At 40.4% G+C, this 15,732-nt stretch carries 17 protein-coding genes, 1 tRNA gene, 1 rRNA gene and 2 riboswitches; of the genes, 8 read left to right on the top strand and 11 right to left on the bottom strand.

Annotation, left to right across the window (positions count from 1 at the left end):
- The 5 genes from GJU41_RS20730 to GJU41_RS20710 form a co-directional block, all read right to left on the bottom strand.
- Positions 1 to 64 (bottom strand): 16S ribosomal RNA (locus tag GJU41_RS20730); the annotation flags it as partial.
- A gap of 321 nt (positions 65 to 385) precedes the next feature.
- Positions 386 to 1,132 (bottom strand): ABC transporter ATP-binding protein, encoded by a 747-nt coding sequence (locus GJU41_RS20725; RefSeq protein ID WP_139149080.1) that lies wholly within the window; start codon positions 1,130 to 1,132, stop codon positions 386 to 388.
- A gap of 1 nt (position 1,133) precedes the next feature.
- Positions 1,134 to 2,126 (bottom strand): ABC transporter substrate-binding protein, encoded by a 993-nt coding sequence (locus GJU41_RS20720; RefSeq protein WP_070875765.1) that lies wholly within the window; start codon positions 2,124 to 2,126, stop codon positions 1,134 to 1,136.
- Positions 2,127 to 2,142: 16 nt separating this feature from the next.
- Positions 2,143 to 2,931 (bottom strand): ABC transporter permease, encoded by a 789-nt coding sequence (locus GJU41_RS20715; RefSeq protein WP_154319454.1) that lies wholly within the window; start codon positions 2,929 to 2,931, stop codon positions 2,143 to 2,145.
- Positions 2,906 to 3,196 carry an MTH1187 family thiamine-binding protein gene (locus GJU41_RS20710; protein WP_070875767.1) on the bottom strand — a complete coding sequence of 97 codons (291 nt, stop codon included), beginning with the start codon at positions 3,194 to 3,196 and terminating at the stop codon, positions 2,906 to 2,908. The genes GJU41_RS20715 and GJU41_RS20710 overlap by 26 nt, the downstream gene beginning before the upstream one ends.
- A gap of 278 nt (positions 3,197 to 3,474) precedes the next feature.
- Positions 3,475 to 3,587, bottom strand: a riboswitch (TPP riboswitch).
- A 142-nt stretch (positions 3,588 to 3,729) separates the two neighbouring features.
- Positions 3,730 to 3,831: riboswitch (TPP riboswitch) on the top strand.
- Positions 3,832 to 3,938: 107 nt separating this feature from the next.
- Between GJU41_RS20710 and thiT the strand changes: the two genes are divergently transcribed.
- Positions 3,939 to 4,511, top strand: coding sequence for an energy-coupled thiamine transporter ThiT (gene thiT, locus GJU41_RS20705; protein ID WP_070875861.1), 573 nt, complete (start codon positions 3,939 to 3,941; stop codon positions 4,509 to 4,511).
- A gap of 103 nt (positions 4,512 to 4,614) precedes the next feature.
- Positions 4,615 to 4,812, top strand: coding sequence for a hypothetical protein (locus tag GJU41_RS20700; protein ID WP_070875768.1), 198 nt, complete (start codon positions 4,615 to 4,617; stop codon positions 4,810 to 4,812).
- A 17-nt stretch (positions 4,813 to 4,829) separates the two neighbouring features.
- On the opposite strand, the gene GJU41_RS20695 is transcribed toward GJU41_RS20700, so the two are convergent.
- Together GJU41_RS20695 and GJU41_RS20690 are read right to left on the bottom strand one after the other, a co-directional pair.
- Positions 4,830 to 5,717, bottom strand: coding sequence for an NAD-dependent epimerase/dehydratase family protein (locus GJU41_RS20695; RefSeq protein ID WP_154319453.1), 888 nt, complete (start codon positions 5,715 to 5,717; stop codon positions 4,830 to 4,832).
- Positions 5,714 to 6,253, bottom strand: coding sequence for a GNAT family N-acetyltransferase (locus tag GJU41_RS20690; protein ID WP_154319452.1), 540 nt, complete (start codon positions 6,251 to 6,253; stop codon positions 5,714 to 5,716). Before GJU41_RS20690 ends, GJU41_RS20695 begins: the two co-directional genes overlap by 4 nt.
- A gap of 117 nt (positions 6,254 to 6,370) precedes the next feature.
- On the opposite strand from GJU41_RS20690, the gene GJU41_RS20685 reads away from it, so the two are divergent.
- Positions 6,371 to 7,450, top strand: coding sequence for a gluzincin family metallopeptidase (locus GJU41_RS20685; RefSeq protein WP_154319451.1), 1,080 nt, complete (start codon positions 6,371 to 6,373; stop codon positions 7,448 to 7,450).
- 148 nt (positions 7,451 to 7,598) lie between these two features.
- On the opposite strand, the gene GJU41_RS20680 is transcribed toward GJU41_RS20685, so the two are convergent.
- Positions 7,599 to 8,501, bottom strand: coding sequence for a DMT family transporter (locus tag GJU41_RS20680; RefSeq protein ID WP_154319450.1), 903 nt, complete (start codon positions 8,499 to 8,501; stop codon positions 7,599 to 7,601).
- Between the two features lie 116 nt (positions 8,502 to 8,617).
- Between GJU41_RS20680 and GJU41_RS20675 the strand changes: the two genes are divergently transcribed.
- The 3 genes from GJU41_RS20675 to GJU41_RS20665 all read left to right on the top strand — a co-directional run bounded on the left by GJU41_RS20675 (position 8,618) and on the right by GJU41_RS20665 (position 11,075).
- Positions 8,618 to 10,294 carry an AMP-binding protein gene (locus GJU41_RS20675; RefSeq protein ID WP_224771275.1) on the top strand — a complete coding sequence of 559 codons (1,677 nt, stop codon included), beginning with the start codon at positions 8,618 to 8,620 and terminating at the stop codon, positions 10,292 to 10,294.
- Between the two features lie 54 nt (positions 10,295 to 10,348).
- Positions 10,349 to 10,837, top strand: a complete 489-nt coding sequence (locus GJU41_RS20670; protein WP_070875773.1) for a DinB family protein — start codon at positions 10,349 to 10,351, stop codon at positions 10,835 to 10,837.
- 70 nt (positions 10,838 to 10,907) lie between these two features.
- Positions 10,908 to 11,075, top strand: a complete 168-nt coding sequence (locus GJU41_RS20665) for a DUF4083 family protein (protein ID WP_139149081.1) — start codon at positions 10,908 to 10,910, stop codon at positions 11,073 to 11,075.
- A 59-nt stretch (positions 11,076 to 11,134) separates the two neighbouring features.
- Here the strand turns inward: GJU41_RS20665 and GJU41_RS20660 are convergent, their stop codons facing one another.
- Entirely contained in the window at positions 11,135 to 11,482 is a 348-nt protein-coding gene (locus tag GJU41_RS20660) for a hypothetical protein (RefSeq protein WP_070875774.1), read from the bottom strand.
- Between the two features lie 229 nt (positions 11,483 to 11,711).
- Here GJU41_RS20660 and GJU41_RS20655 point away from each other — a divergent pair, with 229 nt between their 5' ends.
- Both GJU41_RS20655 and GJU41_RS20650 read left to right on the top strand, forming a co-directional pair.
- Entirely contained in the window at positions 11,712 to 12,236 is a 525-nt protein-coding gene (locus GJU41_RS20655) for a hypothetical protein (protein ID WP_154319449.1), read from the top strand.
- Positions 12,237 to 12,369: 133 nt separating this feature from the next.
- A tRNA-Ala gene (locus GJU41_RS20650) sits at positions 12,370 to 12,442 on the top strand.
- 89 nt (positions 12,443 to 12,531) lie between these two features.
- Here the strand turns inward: GJU41_RS20650 and GJU41_RS20645 are convergent.
- Positions 12,532 to 14,076, bottom strand: a complete 1,545-nt coding sequence (locus GJU41_RS20645; protein WP_170292871.1) for a GxGYxYP domain-containing protein — start codon at positions 14,074 to 14,076, stop codon at positions 12,532 to 12,534.
- An 11-nt stretch (positions 14,077 to 14,087) separates the two neighbouring features.
- Entirely contained in the window at positions 14,088 to 15,239 is a 1,152-nt protein-coding gene (locus GJU41_RS20640) for a glycoside hydrolase family 76 protein (RefSeq protein ID WP_212031466.1), read from the bottom strand.
- Positions 15,240 to 15,732 lie beyond the last annotated feature (493 nt).

Here is a 15,732-nt window from a genome sequence, read left to right as displayed (position 1 = left end):
CGACTTGCATGTATTAGGCACGCCGCCAGCGTTCGTCCTGAGCCAGGATCAAACTCTCCGAAGAAAATTTGTGACTCAATTTGTTGCTGACTTCAAAAATTTAAAACGTTTGGTACGCTTTTGGTTTTGTTTAGTTTTCAAAGATCATTTGCTTCAAGCGAAGCTTTATTAATATAACATTTTGCCGTTTTAAAGTCAAGCGTTAATTTCACTTTTCTTTTTTCAGGCTGTGTTGCTTTTTCGCGTTTTTCGCGGCAACGAATAATAATATACCACGCCGAAATTCCCTTTGCAATAGCTTTTTTATCATTTTATAAAAAAAGATTTTAAAGATCGAAAACGCACTGAATTTGTCTGAAATTCAGTGCGTCATTTTCTAGTTGAATCAGGTCTTTTTTAAATAAAGAACATCAAGCAACCTCCGTTTAAGTGAAGCAAACTTCATATTTGTAAAGAGATCATCTGTCCTTGGCCGGGTAAATTCCACACTAACTTCTTCTATTATTCGTCCCGGTCTGGGCGAAAGAATAAAGATTCTGTCTGACAGAAAGATGGCTTCATCCATATCATGAGTAATGAATATAACTGTCTGTCCCGTTTCCTCGCATATTTGGATAAACCACTTCTGCAGCTCAAGTCTTGTCATCGCATCAAGCTTGCCAAAAGGTTCATCTAATAGAAGGAGTTCTTTATTATTTAAATAGGCTCTTAGGAAATTGGCGCGCTGACGCATTCCGCCCGAAAGCATAAAAGGATAATGATCTTCATATCCTTCCAGCCCGAATTTTGGGAAAAGACCGCGCGCTTGATTGCGCGCTTCTTCTTTCCCGCTGCCTTGTATCTCTAAAGGAAGAATGACATTATCCAAAACCGTCCTCCATGGAAACAGTACATCACTTTGGGGCATATAACCGACAAGCCCGGTTCTATTCGTTATCTCTTCTCCATTGTAATGGACAGTGCCATTAGTCGGCTTATTGATGCCGGCTATAATATCAAGCAATGTACTTTTCCCGCAGCCGCTTGGTCCAATGATGCTTACAAATTCGCCTTTTTTCACATTCAAGTCTGTCGGCAGCAGGACATGCTGGTCTTCAGTATAGGATTTGCTGATTCGAGAAAGACTCAGCATGTTATTCCTTTCCTTCAGGCAGGAACTCATTTGTAAAAGCTTCGCTTGGGTCGATGTTCTCTTCAATCAGCTTTCGTTCATACATCCAATCCGCATATCTTTTCCAGACCTTTTCTTCTTGTATGCCCCATTGCTTTGCATCTCCCTGATACTGTTCACTTAACCACACTTGACTGTCCTTAACTAGCTCAGCATTAATCTCAGGTACATTTTTAATCAGGATATCCGCTGCTTCTTCCGGTTCCTCAATAGCAAATTGATAGCCTTTTGATGTAGCTTTCATGAAGGATTGGACCATTTCTTTGTCTTTTGCCATTTTGGATTCGCTTGTTGCGATAAGTGGAGTGTAATAGTTTAAAGCTGGATCAAGGTCTTTTAGATAGATATAATTCAATTCAATTCCCTGGCGGTCAGCCTCAACTCCGTCCCACCCTTGGAAAATCCATTGAAAATCGGTATCGCGTCCGATTGATTTGAAAAAGTCAGTTGCTCCAAGCGTGACATAATCCACTTTTTCAAAGTCTGCATTCGATTTATCCATGACAGCTTTGATAACAGCTTCTTCTGTCGGAGAACCCCATCCCCCATATCGTTTCCCTTCAAAATCCTTTGGAGAAGTGATGTTTTCTTCTTTTAATGAAGCAAATGCAGAAGTATTCTCCTGAATGATTGCTCCTATTGAAACAATCGGAACGCCAGTTGATCTTGCATGTGTAATATTCTCCTGATGGCTGACGGCAAAATCAACTTCCCCCGAAGCAACAATCTGATCAGCACTGACTCCTTCGCCCGGTTCTACGATTTCTACATCAAGACCTTCTTCTTTATAGAAGCCCTTTTCTTTCGCTGCATAAATGCCTGTATGATTTGTGTTTGGAAACCAATCCAGCATAATCTTTACTTTTTTCAATTCCTCATTAGAGGCTTTTTCGGCTGATCCGCATCCAGATAAGATGAACACTAAACTAAATAGAACAAATAAGAATTTCTTCATTTTTTTCTCCCCCGTGCTAATTAGAATGCTTTTGCTGCTTGTATTTCCAGGGCATCATGATTCTTGCCAGGATTTCAATGAGTGCAAAAATAATTAAGCTTAAACCTACTATTAAGATGATGGCTGCAAATACTTTTTCTGTTAGAAACGACTGTGATGATCGAGTTAATAGAATGCCGAGTCCTTTGCTTGCACCCAGCCACTCTCCGATAACGGCTCCCATCACACTGTATGTTCCTGCTATTTTTAATCCTGAAAAAAAGAAAGGCGCTGCAGCAGGAAGTTTCAGTTTTATAAACATCTGCCTGCGGCTTGCTCCTATCGTTCGCATGAGTTTCATCATGTCCCTGTCGACTAAACGGAATCCATCAGACAGGTTGATGGCAATCGGAAAGAAACAGACGAGCGCCACCACGATGACTTTAGGAAAAATACCGAATCCAAACCAGATGATAAGCAGTGGTGCAAGGGCGATAATGGGGATGGTCTGCGAAAGAACAAGCAGCGGTTCAACAGATTTTCGAACCCACTCTGACATGTCTATCAAAATAGCAATCAATACTCCCGCGGCTATTGCGATCAATAATCCAAGCACTGCTTCTGCCAGGGTCTGCAGGATATGGATGCCTATCGTCCCTCTCATCTCTGCAAGCGTGATGAAAATATCAGTCGGGCGCGGCAGAATCCATTTTTCCACCTTAGTGACGATGACAGCCAATTCCCATAAAAAGAGGAACGACAGCAGCACGATACCAGGAAGCGCAATCCCTGAAAGGGTGTTAACGGTATTTCTTAAGTTTTTCATCCATTGTGACCCCTTCTTTTGGACGGTAATGAATTTTCATGTGAGTCATTACCTCAGTCGCACCGGCTGAAATGCAGGCATCCTGCGCTTGCTTGACAATTTCAATCAGTTCATCAAGCTCTCCCTCCATTACCGTCTCCATTGCACCAACCTCATATTTGACTCCTGATTGGTGGACAACCTCAATGGCTTTGTCGACAATTTCATATGTATTCCCCTCTGATGATTTAGGCAGCACCTGAAATGCTAGATTTACACTGGACATTCTTTTTCCTCCTTAATTTTTTTCATATATGAATATCTGACCGAACGAGAACAAAAGCGGAAGCGCCTTGGTCAGATCCGACAGGCAGATAAGAATCCGACAGAAAAGTCCGGGTTTGACTTTTTTGTCGGATTTGTTCTGACCGAGGATCTAGGCGCTGGAGCTGGACGTAGATAACTTTATTTCATTATCCACAATCTATTGCATTTTATAATTTCCTAAACCACAAAAAAGGCTGCCACTGGGGCAGCCTTAACGCATTCGCAAAGTTATGGAAAAATAACGCATCTTCCGCATTCCCTCCGCTGGCATTACCCAGATCAGGTTAAAGGGTCGATACAAGAATCAGTATCCTCTCAGCCAAGTTCACTCAGCTCCCCTGCATATATTGAATTCATGGAAACTATAGCAAGATTCCGGAAAATTGTAAAGATAAAAGAAAGGGCTTTCCAAACTTTTCTGAAAAAAATCTCAATATGTCCTTGTCGAATTTTGCAACTTCCTGTATAGTAGTGTCTAAATCATATATTGCATTTGACCACTTGGGGAGCCATTCGGCTGAGAGTGAACTTTATGTTCAGACCCGTTGAACCTGTATAGTTAAAGCTTACGTAGGGATGTGGCGATGGATTCAAGTGATAACCCAACCAAAGCAGTGCGTGGAAACCATCCGACATTCCCCGCATTGCTTTTTATTATGGAAAAAAACAGCCCCGGTCGAATGCCGAAAAGGGGAAAAGCTATGCAGACAAATACACGTCTAGTTTTTTTAGTAGAGGCAGCAATCCTTGGAGCGATTGCATTTCTGCTTGATTTAGCAACAAGCTTCATTGGCAAAATGCCACAGGGCGGGTCGATCTCGCTTGCGATGATTCCTGTCTTGATTATGGGATTTCGCCACGGTTTAAAAGGCGGACTGCTTACAGGGTTTTTACTTGGCGTTTTGCAGACGATTTTGGGCTACACTACAATCGTCCATCCAGTACAGGGTTTTCTTGACTATTTTGTCGCATTTACCGTCGTGGGTGCCGGAGGAGTATTTTATAAGCAAGTCCAAAGCTCTTTGAACCCGCTAAATAAAAGACGGTTAATTACTTATGTAGTGGCGGCAGCTTTTCTCGGAAGCTTTTTGAGATTTGCAGCACATACACTTGCAGGAGCTGTATTCTTCGCAGAATTTGCAGGAGATCAGCCCGTTCTGCTGTATTCAGCCGGCTATAATGCATCATACATGGTGCCGACATTTGTCATTTGCTCCATTATCTTAGTATTGATGCTGACAACTTCTAAATCACTTGTTTTAAAAAGAAAATAGATTCTGGCAAAAGCACCGATCTTTTTCTCGGTGCTTTTCTTGTCATAATCTCTCATTTCTCTGCATGTACTAGTAGTAATAGATTTCTTATGGAGGGCAAACGATGAATCTATCTTACCCATTAATGCTGATGACCTTTTTATTGTCGATTATTCATTTTCTATATGGTTACTTTGAAGCAATAAGAATCAGCAACGAAGAAGATTTAGTCAGCGGCTGGTCTGTCATTTTCTCAATTCCGCTTGCATTTGTATTCGCATATTTTGCTGCGGTGTTTCATCAGCAGATTTCACCTCACTAAAAAGAAACGCGACAACGTCACGTTTCTTTTTTCATTTCCTCTATTAAACATTCTATGTATGGATTTAATTTCTCTAATGAGTACCCAGCTCTTTCAGCCTTCGACACATCCAGTGTCCATTCACCTGCTAATCCATAAGGCGAGGCATTCTCTTTCGTAATATCACTTGTCACAATCGCCTTCTTCCCCACAGCACGCTCGATTTGATGCAGCAGATCATTCAGCGAGAGACTTTTTTCAAAAGCAATATTGAATGCACCCGTTAAGTTTTTTTCTCCAGCCATATACAAGAATCCCGCAGCGTCCTCAGATGATGTATAGCTATAAAAATGACCAGGATCCGCGAGGCCAATCGGCTTCTCGTTCTTCACCTTTTTCACATGAAATAAAAAGCGTTCCGTATAATCGTCTAATCCAATAACAAGTGCTGGTCTAACAGCGGCAACCGGCACATCTGCAGTCTGAAAAAGATAGGCTTCCGCACTGCGCTTTGCTTCTTGATAGCCGCTCATCCCTTTATAGTCTTTGCGCTCTTTATAGGAAGGCTTATACAATAACGGATCAAAGTCCTCTTCTTTTCGTTCTCTCCCAAATTCATAGACTGCCATAGTAGACGTGAAAACATAATGCTTGATTTTGCCCTGCAGCGCTTCATAAGAAGATTTTGCTTCAAGCGGTGAAAAGCACGATTGATCATAGACAACGTCCCATTTTTTATTATCGAAGGCCTTAATTATTGATTCTTTGTTTTCACGATCAATTATCAGACGGTCAACTCTATCTCCAAAGTCATCAGGCGTTCTTCCCCTTGTAGCAATCGTCACTTCTGTCCCATTTTCCAGCAGCTTATAAACAAGTCTTTTTCCGAAAAATTGAGTTCCGCCCAGTATTAATGCACGCTTCACAGTGATCCCTCTTTCCTTTTCAATGCAGCTGACAGTTTCTGCAAGTCACGCCATCCCAATGCCGTTTCCTGATGACCTGTTCCCTCAATCGTGTAGACGTCCTCCGCAATCTTTTCAGGTGAAAAGCGTTCATAGAAGCCTTTAGAAGGATTCGCATTCATTACCCACAGCAGCATAGATTGATAGTTTTTCTGCATGAGCTCATCAGCAACCGCTTCTACGAGTCTCCGTCCAATGCCCGCTCCCTGCACTTCTTTCAATAGATAGATCGCATATAATTCTCCGTCAAAACCATATTCCCTGGTTCGTTCTTGTCCAAATCCTGCAAACCCGACAATCTCCCCATCTTCATTTTCTGCCACAAAAACAGTGTCAGGATCAATGGATCTCCACATTTTTTCTTTACTTTCATATGTAAGACTTTCCAGATAGGCATCTGCTACAATACCTGTATAGGTTGTTCTCCAGCTGTCCACATGTACAACGGCAATTTGCTTCGCGTCTTCATTGACAGCTTTTCTTATCTTATAATTCATGTTCAACACTCCTTGCTGATAAAATTCGACAAGTCAAAATTAAATCCCTACCTCTAAAAGGAGTTTCTTTTCATCAAACAGAATATGTTCATAGACTAAGACAATCGGAGGCTGCATGTGAAAATACTTCTGCATAGTTTCTTATCGTTTCTGTATATCGTTTATTTCACCGGAGTGTTTTACGTTCTGTTTCTCTTTTTGAATATCCCTGCCAGTGTGATCGCAGGAAGCATTATGGCGCTATTGCTGATCGGCTTGTTTATCTATTCTATATACGAGATGATCCACCGCAAAGAAAGGAATCTGCTCTTTTTCAAAGGACTGTCAGGATCCATCTTTCTTTCCATCACAGCCATCAGTTTAATTATCACCTTATTTTTTGTTGTCCTCATGAATGTAATGACGACTCATTTTAACTATCAAAATATTAGTCCGCGGGAGAAGTTTGAGTTTCAGGTAAACGCTTTTTTGCCGATTGACCCTTACGAAAAATATAAAGAGGGTGCTGAAACGAAGAAAATTTCTCATCTGACTGTTTATTATTCCTCTCTGAATAAAAGAGATATCCTGCTTGTTGAGGATGAATTCATAAATGCACGTAAAATTAGTAAACGCTTGTTCGGCGATATTGAAGATCAGCCGATTGACTTGATTCTGCTTGATGAATCGCCGGACCCGCTGAAGGAGCTTGAGTATCTGGATTATATGGGATTTTACGATCATCTGAAAGAAACTATGGCGATTGTCATTCCTGATGATTTCGATGCCGCATCCCCGCTTGTCGTGGAAACTTTTTACCATGAATATGCCCATTACTATATGGAGAAAGCATTAGAGAAAATGGAAATCGACTCGCTGAAAATTCCGATCTGGTTTAATGAAGGCGTAGCAGAATATGCAGGCTATAACGGAGAGGATGCAAAAATTCATATTGATAGGGTTATTCCTTTCAATGAACTTAGAAATCCAGGAAGCTGGGCAACGGCCCTGGAAGACAGCCCGGAAGCGGAAGTTTATACTCAAAGCTTCTGCGCCGTTAAAATTCTGACAGATGAATTTGGAGAAGACATTATTATGGAACTACTGCTTGAAACCGGAGAAGCAAGCTTTGAAGAAGCTTTAAAAAAGAAGACGAAGTATACGTATAAAGATTTGGAAAAGAAAATCGCAGAAAAACAAAAAAGGACTCGAAATTGAGTCCTTTTCACGTTGTTTAGGAAATTACAAAATGTAATAGGTTGTGGATAAGTATATAATGTTATCTACGGTAAGCGAAAGCGCCTAGATCCTCGGTCAGAACGAATCCGCCTGTCGGAGCGGTCCTTGGCGCTTGTGCTTTTGATCTTTAAAGCGTTTGTTCACTTGAAATCTCGGCCACTTCCTTCTTTTCAAAAAGAAACAGCATGACCCCGATGATAATGATGGCTCCGCCAATTAATTGCGTAAGAAGAACCGTTTCTTCCAGGAAGTAATACGCAAGAATAATCGAACCAACCGGTTCAAACAGAATCGCTACAGAAATGACATTGGTCGAAATCCATTTCAGCGACCAGTTGAACAGTGAGTGGCCAAGCAATGTCGGCACAATTGCAAGCAGCAAAAAGTAAAGCCAATCCTGCTTAGGAAAACCTGATAGCGGATAGCTTAATAACACACAGTAAAGGAATAATGTCACAGAGCTTACCGCATAAACGATAAAAGTATAAAGGGTCAGCGTATGACGCTTCCTCACACCTTGGCCAAACAGCAGATAAGCTGTGACCATTCCGCAGGCCGCAAGCGCAAGAAAGTCTCCGAATAGTGCAAGCCCGCTGATCCGGAAATCTCCCCAGCTGATAACAACACTGCCTGCAATGGCAAGCGCGGCACTGAGAATCGCCCTCGCTGACACTCTCTCTTTAAAAAAGAAATAGGTACCGATAAACGCAAACAGAGGCTGAAGCGTAACCAGCACAACCGAACTTGCCACAGAGGTGTAGTTCAATGATTCAAACCAGAGAATAAAATGAAACGCAAGCAGCACACCCGCTAAGATCGAATAGCTCCAGTCTTTTTTCGTTAACGTTTTAATATGAGGCAGCGATTTTGCCAAAAACAGCGGCAGAACGATAAGCGTTGAGAAAAACAGGCGATAAAACGCGATTACCGGAGCAGGTGCAGAAGTCAGCTTTACGAAAATCGCAGAAGTTGACACCGCTGCAACTCCAATTGCGAGTGCCAGATAAGGATATAATGTTGATTTATTCATGATTGTTCCCCTTTTGAAAGTACGTCTCTTCTATTATACTGCAACTGCTTCTGTATATTTTAGAGAATAATAGTTTTCAAAACTTTCTAAAAATAGTTTATAATGAAAGCGTAATCATTCTTTTTGTCCAGGGAGGTCCCATGCAATCACTAAAAAATAAAACCATCGGCCAATTATTGAAGGAAACTGTGTCTAAATACGGGAGTCAGGATGCCGTTGTCTATTCAAAGGAAAACATCCGCTATACGTATGATGAGTTTTACAATGAAACAACGAAGCTCGCAAAAGCCTTAATGGGTCTTGGCGTGAAAAAGGGTGAAAACATTGCCATCTGGGCAACCAATGTCCCTGAATGGCTCCTGCTGCAGTTCGCATCTGCACGCATTGGCGCCGTCCTTGTTACCGTCAACACAAGCTACCAGAGCAGCGAGCTCGAATACCTGCTGAAGCAGTCTGACTCCACCACTCTTTTCTTAATTGACGGATTTAAAGGAACATCTTATGTCGATATTGTCCGCTCCATCACGAATTCAGCTTCTGCAGAGAAATACAAGCAGATTGAAGCATTGCCGCACTTAAAAAACCTCATTTACATAGGAAATCAAAAAGAACCTGAAGAAATGTACAGCTGGAATGAGCTTCTCGATCACGGATCAAAAATTTCAGATGATGAGCTTGCCGACCGTGAGAGTCAATTAACTCCTGAGGGCGTCATCAATATGCAATACACCTCAGGAACAACCGGCTTCCCTAAAGGTGTCATGCTCACTCATCACAACATCGTGAACAACGGCTTTCTTGTTGCAAGCTCTATGAATTTAACGAATCAGGACCGTTTATGCATCCCGGTTCCATTCTTCCACTGCTTCGGCTGCGTTCTTGGCGTTCTGGCATGTGTATCTGTCGGAGCAGCCATGGTGCCAATTGTGGAATTTGATCCAGACCTTGTCCTTAAGACCGTTGAAAAAGAAAAATGCACAGGACTGCACGGAGTTCCAACAATGTTTATCGCTGAACTGAACTCTCCTAATTTTAAAACCTATGATCTCTCAACCTTGAGAACAGGGATTATGGCCGGATCAACCTGTCCGATCGAAGTCATGAAAAAAGTCATCAATGAAATGGGCATGTCGGAAGTAACCATTGCCTACGGCCAGACAGAATCCTCACCTGTCATTACACAGACAACTGTGACAGACTCCATTGAACGCAAGGTTGAAACAGTCGGCAAAGCTCATCCTCATGTGGAAGTAAAAATTATTGACCCGCTTACTGGCGAAGAAACAGCACCTGGCGAACAGGGAGAGCTCTGCACAAGAGGGTACCTTGTCATGAAAGGCTACTACAAAATGCCTGAAGCAACAGAAGAGGCGATTGATAAAGAAGGCTGGCTCCATACAGGAGATCTGGCCACAATGGATGAGCACGGCTATGTCGTCATTACCGGCCGCCTGAAGGACATGATCATCCGCGGCGGCGAAAACGTCTACCCGCGTGAAATTGAAGAATTCCTATATCGTTACGAAGATATCATGGATGTGCAGGTCATTGGTGTTCCTGATGAAAAATACGGAGAAAAAGTCGCTGCATGTATCGTTCCAAAAGAAGGCGTCACCCTGACGGCAGAAGACATAAAAGCATTCTGCAAAGGACAGCTTTCCCATTATAAAATTCCTGAATACTACTATTTCGTCAAAGACTACCCGATGACCGCTTCAGGAAAAATCCAAAAATACAAGCTCAGAGAGCAAGTAAAAAACCATTTAACACAGGAACTGTCAGGAAGAAGCTGAAAAGAGAACTTTGCAAATCACTTTGATAGAATGAAGGTGAAGGGAGAGATTACCATGCTAGAACATTCACAGACAATACGCGCAGAATTACTGAACGAAGTCAAAAACATGACAGATGAACAGCTCAACCGAAAACCTTCACCGGACGTATGGAGCCCAGGCCAAATCCTTGAGCACCTCTACTTAATGGAGCGTGTCATCACAGGCGGCATGAAACAGGTTCTTATGTCAGGCGAAAAGAAAAATGTTAGCGAAAAACCGCTGGAACTGGTCATCGACCGTTCCCGGAAAGTCCCGGCACCCGAAAACCTGAAACCAGCCGAAGGACCTTACGTAAAAGATGAACTCTTATCAAAGCTTGAAAATTCCCGCCGCGAGCTGATTAATTTCGCGGAAACGGCTCCCGAACAAGACCTGAACGAAAAAGCCATGAAGCACCCTCACCTTGGCGATCTTTCCTTAAAACAATGGGTTGAGTTTATTGGCTATCATGAAAAAAGACACTTGCTGCAACTAACAGAAGTAAAAAGTGCGGCTTATTAAAGAGTGAGAGGATTTTCCTCTTGCTTTTTTCTTTTTCAAATAAAAAAAACTTTTTTGGGGGAATATAGATATGCTGAATACCGGAGATTTAATCTTTCAAATCATGATCTTTTTATTTCTGTTCGCAGTCATTTCTGGAGCTATCTATCTTGTTAAAACTATGACAAGCCAGATTAAACGATCAAAGCGGATAGAAGAAAAAATGGACCGGATTTTAGAAGATCGGGATGACAGGTAGAGAAAGCAGCGGGACGTATGCCCTTTGCTTTCTCATTTTTGTGCTGACTGATATGTATTTTACCAGCAGTACCATTCTTTCCAGATATCCTTTGATTCTTTTGGAATATTCTTAAAGCAGTCTTCCCACTCTCTTTTGGTGTACTTTTTCCAGCCCCATCCCGTCCAGCACCAATAATACTTTCCATCGTATTTATACGTATTGGTCTGGTATGAATTCTGATGACTGTTTCCGTAATCATATTTTGCATCCTTACTGCCAAAGAAAAATGAAAAGACAGAATCCAAAAACGAATCAAACGAATTTTGCTGTGAGTAATTATATCCTGATGCAGCAAGTGCTGAAGTCGGTAATGAAAGTGAAGCAATAAGCAGACAGATCATGACAACACTTTTCAGTTTTTTCAAAGATTCACCTCCTTTATTAAGTACTACCAACGTTCTTATTATAGCATTTTAGTTCCCTATAGAGAACGAATTTAGGAGTATTTTCCTTTTAGCGGTATGATCCTTTTTCACTAGAAATCACCCTAATACTGGTAGGATATTTCAACCAATAATGTTATAATTTTATAGTTCAATTGTAATGTTGAAAAATGGGGTCAAACAAAAACAAAGATACATAAGGAGTTTGAAGATGATACAAGGGCTAAAAATCTTCAGCATCACATTTGCAGCATTAGCTGCAATAACAACAATCGGATTCGCTACAATGTTCTTCTTGAATCAAGATTATACAAAAGAGAGAAACCAAGAAGAAAACGAACCAATTTCCGCTGCAACATCTGATGAACCTGCCGAGCAGCCTGTACAGGATTACGGCAACACAGAAAACCCAGAATACCAGGACGCCGGAGAATTCATAGCCGATTTCCACGCATTCTACAACGAAACCACAGGCTGGGACCGAATCGACAGCTTAAACATGGCCGATCAAACCGCCCGTGCCACTGCAGCAAAAGCATATGCTGCCCACTTCGTCCCGCTGGTTGAAGATGAAGCTTTAAAAACCGACCTCGAATCTATTATCCGGCATTCTGAAAGTGTCATATACGGAAACAGTGAGAACGTCCAAACTCTGCACCGCTATTTTCATGATTTGGATATGGTGATTAATGGGTATGTGCATGAAGACTTTTTTGGGGTGGTTGAGAGTGAGTGAGGCTTTAACAGTTTATTCTTTAATTAACAGTCAAATTTTTTTCGTTTTGACTGTTAATTTCTATTGCAAGTATGGTTTTGAGGAAGTATAATTTATAATATCGCAAATGATATTTTGCAGATTCCTTTTATACGGGGCATTAGCTCAGCTGGGAGAGCGCTACGCTGGCAGCGTAGAGGTCATCGGTTCGATCCCGTTATGCTCCATCGAAAATAAAATGGGAAACTCCTTAATTTATAAGGAGTTTCCCATTTTTTTGTTTTCTCTTACTTTTTCAGATTAAAGGTAACTTTTGTTAGCGGATTACATTCTCTTGAATAAGGGATACAAAGTTCTCTGGTGTAACGACCTCTACATCTGAATCAAGCTGTTCCACTACAGTCTTTACATCCGAAAGCGACTTACTCCAAGCATGAACTAAAACGAGTGTGTAGCCTTGTTCACTTTTGGGATTTCGCTGTGAGGAATTGATTTTATCTATAACACTTTGTTCGTCAGCTCCATCAAGACCGTCCCAAAGCATTTCTCTTGCAGAAATAATCGGTTTATTATTTGACCAGACAATTTTGCCTTTATGCGTATCGTACCTTGAATATTCAAGGTAAAATAAGGCGTCAATATTCTTCTGAGAGGTATATTTATTCCATAGAGAAGTATTTTTTAATGAGTTGAAATCAATAATTTGAGCAATATGAAGGTCTGATTGATCCATATATTGATTTAGTTTTTTTACATGTTGATCTAATTCATTCTCTGGATATTGACTTGGATACATATAGCCTATACCAGATGGCCCAACTACAAATTGATCAGAATTTTCTCCTCGTGAAGCGCTTTCATAATACCAGTTCATTACAGAAGGAGCAAGTTCAGAAAGCAACGGGGATATCCCCCATCCCATATTAAAAGTACCTCTATCAGGACTTGAATACCATCTGTTGTCCGATTGAAAATCCCCCAGCAGCCACTGGACATTATCTCCATCTGTCATCAAAAATGTAACATAGTGAGTATTTTCTTTTGCCTTAGGCTTAGCATCTTCCGTTTTTTGTTTTAGAGGTCCTGTCTTGATAGTTGATAGGACAGAAAGATTAGAAGCATGGTCAGATGGAATCGTGAATACACCTGCTTTTGATGATGGGGAAATAAATTGATCCTCGCCTGATGACGCGTCGCCCCATCCAAATGCTGCAGAATCTTTTTTAAGCCCTTTCATTAATTCAGATCTTAATGATGAGTTTCCGTCATAAAAAATCATCGATTTTTCTTTCACAGCAAAATCTCTTAATTGAAAGGCAAAATCTTCTTTCTGTTCAACTATTTTATCCTTCATAAAGTGAGGCCAAAAATGATCCTTTACCCATTTTTCATTTTTTCCTCTCACATCCATTTGCTCTTTTAACCCATAAAACTCTGCTTTCTTTACTAGACTTTCTTCAATAGCTATAGCTCCAGTCACTCCAGATAAGCTTGTTGCTGCATTGATTGAATCATCACCTTTTTCGAATAAAATATAGCTTTTTATTTTTGATTTTTTTACCAGTTCCCATGGATCTTCAGAATAAGAGTATGATATTCCAAAGTTGGCTTTTAAGTTCCTCAACCATGTTTGATATCCTCCATATTCCCGGTCAAGATAGAGCTGAAGCTTTGAGTTTTTCTGAGCCAACAAGCCTTGAAGAGTTGCAATCATTGTGGCTTCTTCATCCGACATTTCCGACGTTTTAATTACATATAGATGTTCGGGCAGCTGTGCTTTGGCTAATGTATTTATTGGATGGCCAATCATAAATAGAAGTAGTAATGCCATAAACATAATAACTCTTCTACACTTTTTCATAATAACCTCCATTATGCTTTTTTGCGGTAGTCTTTTTTCTTCCAGGCAAGTGAAGCATAGATTTGTACCATTGCTGATTGTTCAAGAAGGGTTATCGGCTGTTCCCCTTCAAATCTAAAGAGTCCTGTTTCAGGATCTCGATAATCCTTCCAGACTCTGTCGGCATATGCTTGCATGTGGCTGTAATATTCCTTGTTTTTCGTTTCGGCTTCTAATAATAAAAGGTTTTTAAAGAAAATCGCATTGAATCTAGCTGGCTGTTTATATAAACGCTCGCCTTCTTGATAGTAGGCTATTGAAGCATCAGCTATCTCTTCTGCTCTCTTCAAATATTCTTTTTTATGTGTAATTCGGTATAGTAGAACATTCGCACCAATCATGACGCCCTGATTATAGCTCCATTGAGTTTTTTCAATTGTGCCTGCTAAATCAATATGGTCCCAAAATAGTCCGTTAGGTGCGAGCATGTTTTCATTTGTCCAATCATACATTTTCTTTGCCCAGTGAAAATAATAACCCTTTCCTGTAAGTTCATATAAATGGAATCCAAGCTCAGCACCTGGGGCATTAGAAATTGTATTCCTGTCGCTGCTCCAATTAGCTTGTGTCCAAAAGACTCCTCCAGCGGCTGGATGCGATGGATCACCATCCCATCCATAGACTACAAGATCAAATATCTCTTTTGCCTTTTCTAAATACTTCTTTTGATGTGTCATTTTATAAAGCTGAATAAACTCAAGTCCAATCCATTCATTGTCATCATAAAAAAAATCTCCTCCGTAACCATATGGAGCCAAAACATAGGAGTCGTAGCCTTTTGGCTGCTTTTCTTCGTTCCTATACAATTCAAGCGCTTTTAAACGATCTTGAACATCATCTTCATAATTTGAACCAATCTTTGGTACACCTGATAGATCAATGGTTCCTGCCATCGCTTGAGAGAAAGGCCAAACATAGGAATATGGATTTCCGCTTTGATATGGATATTCCTCTAAATATAATTTTGAGTCTTCTTCATAAAAGTAATGCTGTAATGCTTCATAAGATTGAACAGCTCTTTCAGTATTTAAATTCTGATTCTGCATTCCCTGGGCCCTAATTGGAGTAAAGATTGATAAAATAACACTCATTGTAATTAGCAAGGTAATAATTGATTTCATCATAATCCTCCTTTTTTAAATAATTAACCTAGCTTCTTGAAGCCTCCTTTCATTTGAATGTTGTTTCTCTATGAAGAAAAAACAGCAGAATATTTTCATTCTGCTGTTTTCTTTCTCGATTGTTATGTTGTTATATAAAATGTGTTTAAAAACATATTAATATATATCTATATGTTAATTATATATAATCTGAATATTTCGTCAAAAGGGAAATAGCTCTAATTTAAAACATGGATAAAAGATCCAGTTTTTAATTAAAGCTAATACATTTATCCTATTTATTTCAAGTGATAAATACAGCTGGGTATGATTATGAGGAAATCGGCTACTTATGCCCTATACTTGGGCACATCTCAAGACTAAATTTATATAATTACCAGTGATTTTAAAACAGAGCGCACCACCAATTATGTATCGGCCACGCGCTTGTTTTTTTATCATGTCTACTTGATGACATGCGTAAGACCAATTTTTGTTTTTATTCTTTTTCATTAAT

Source organism: Metabacillus idriensis, from assembly GCF_009674765.1.
Classification (GTDB): domain Bacteria; phylum Bacillota; class Bacilli; order Bacillales; family Bacillaceae; genus Bacillus_P; species Bacillus_P idriensis.
This window is presented reverse-complemented; position numbering and strand designations above follow the sequence as displayed.

What these genes read in the sequence shown, in the direction of transcription:
- GJU41_RS20725 (WP_139149080.1), bottom strand. Translation starts at nt 1,132, where the DNA reads ATGCTGAGTCTTTCTCGAATCAGCAAATCCTATACTGAAGACCAGCAT.
- GJU41_RS20720 (WP_070875765.1), bottom strand. Translation starts at nt 2,126, where the DNA reads ATGAAGAAATTCTTATTTGTTCTATTTAGTTTAGTGTTCATCTTATCT.
- GJU41_RS20715 (WP_154319454.1), bottom strand. Translation starts at nt 2,931, where the DNA reads ATGAAAAACTTAAGAAATACCGTTAACACCCTTTCAGGGATTGCGCTT.
- GJU41_RS20710 (WP_070875767.1), bottom strand. Translation starts at nt 3,196, where the DNA reads ATGTCCAGTGTAAATCTAGCATTTCAGGTGCTGCCTAAATCATCAGAG.
- thiT (WP_070875861.1), top strand. Translation starts at nt 3,939, where the DNA reads ATGCAGACAAATACACGTCTAGTTTTTTTAGTAGAGGCAGCAATCCTT.
- GJU41_RS20700 (WP_070875768.1), top strand. Translation starts at nt 4,615, where the DNA reads ATGAATCTATCTTACCCATTAATGCTGATGACCTTTTTATTGTCGATT.
- GJU41_RS20690 (WP_154319452.1), bottom strand. Translation starts at nt 6,253, where the DNA reads ATGAATTATAAGATAAGAAAAGCTGTCAATGAAGACGCGAAGCAAATT.
- GJU41_RS20680 (WP_154319450.1), bottom strand. Translation starts at nt 8,501, where the DNA reads ATGAATAAATCAACATTATATCCTTATCTGGCACTCGCAATTGGAGTT.
- GJU41_RS20670 (WP_070875773.1), top strand. Translation starts at nt 10,349, where the DNA reads ATGCTAGAACATTCACAGACAATACGCGCAGAATTACTGAACGAAGTC.
- GJU41_RS20665 (WP_139149081.1), top strand. Translation starts at nt 10,908, where the DNA reads ATGCTGAATACCGGAGATTTAATCTTTCAAATCATGATCTTTTTATTT.
- GJU41_RS20655 (WP_154319449.1), top strand. Translation starts at nt 11,712, where the DNA reads ATGATACAAGGGCTAAAAATCTTCAGCATCACATTTGCAGCATTAGCT.
- GJU41_RS20645 (WP_170292871.1), bottom strand. Translation starts at nt 14,076, where the DNA reads ATGAAAAAGTGTAGAAGAGTTATTATGTTTATGGCATTACTACTTCTA.
- GJU41_RS20640 (WP_212031466.1), bottom strand. Translation starts at nt 15,239, where the DNA reads ATGATGAAATCAATTATTACCTTGCTAATTACAATGAGTGTTATTTTA.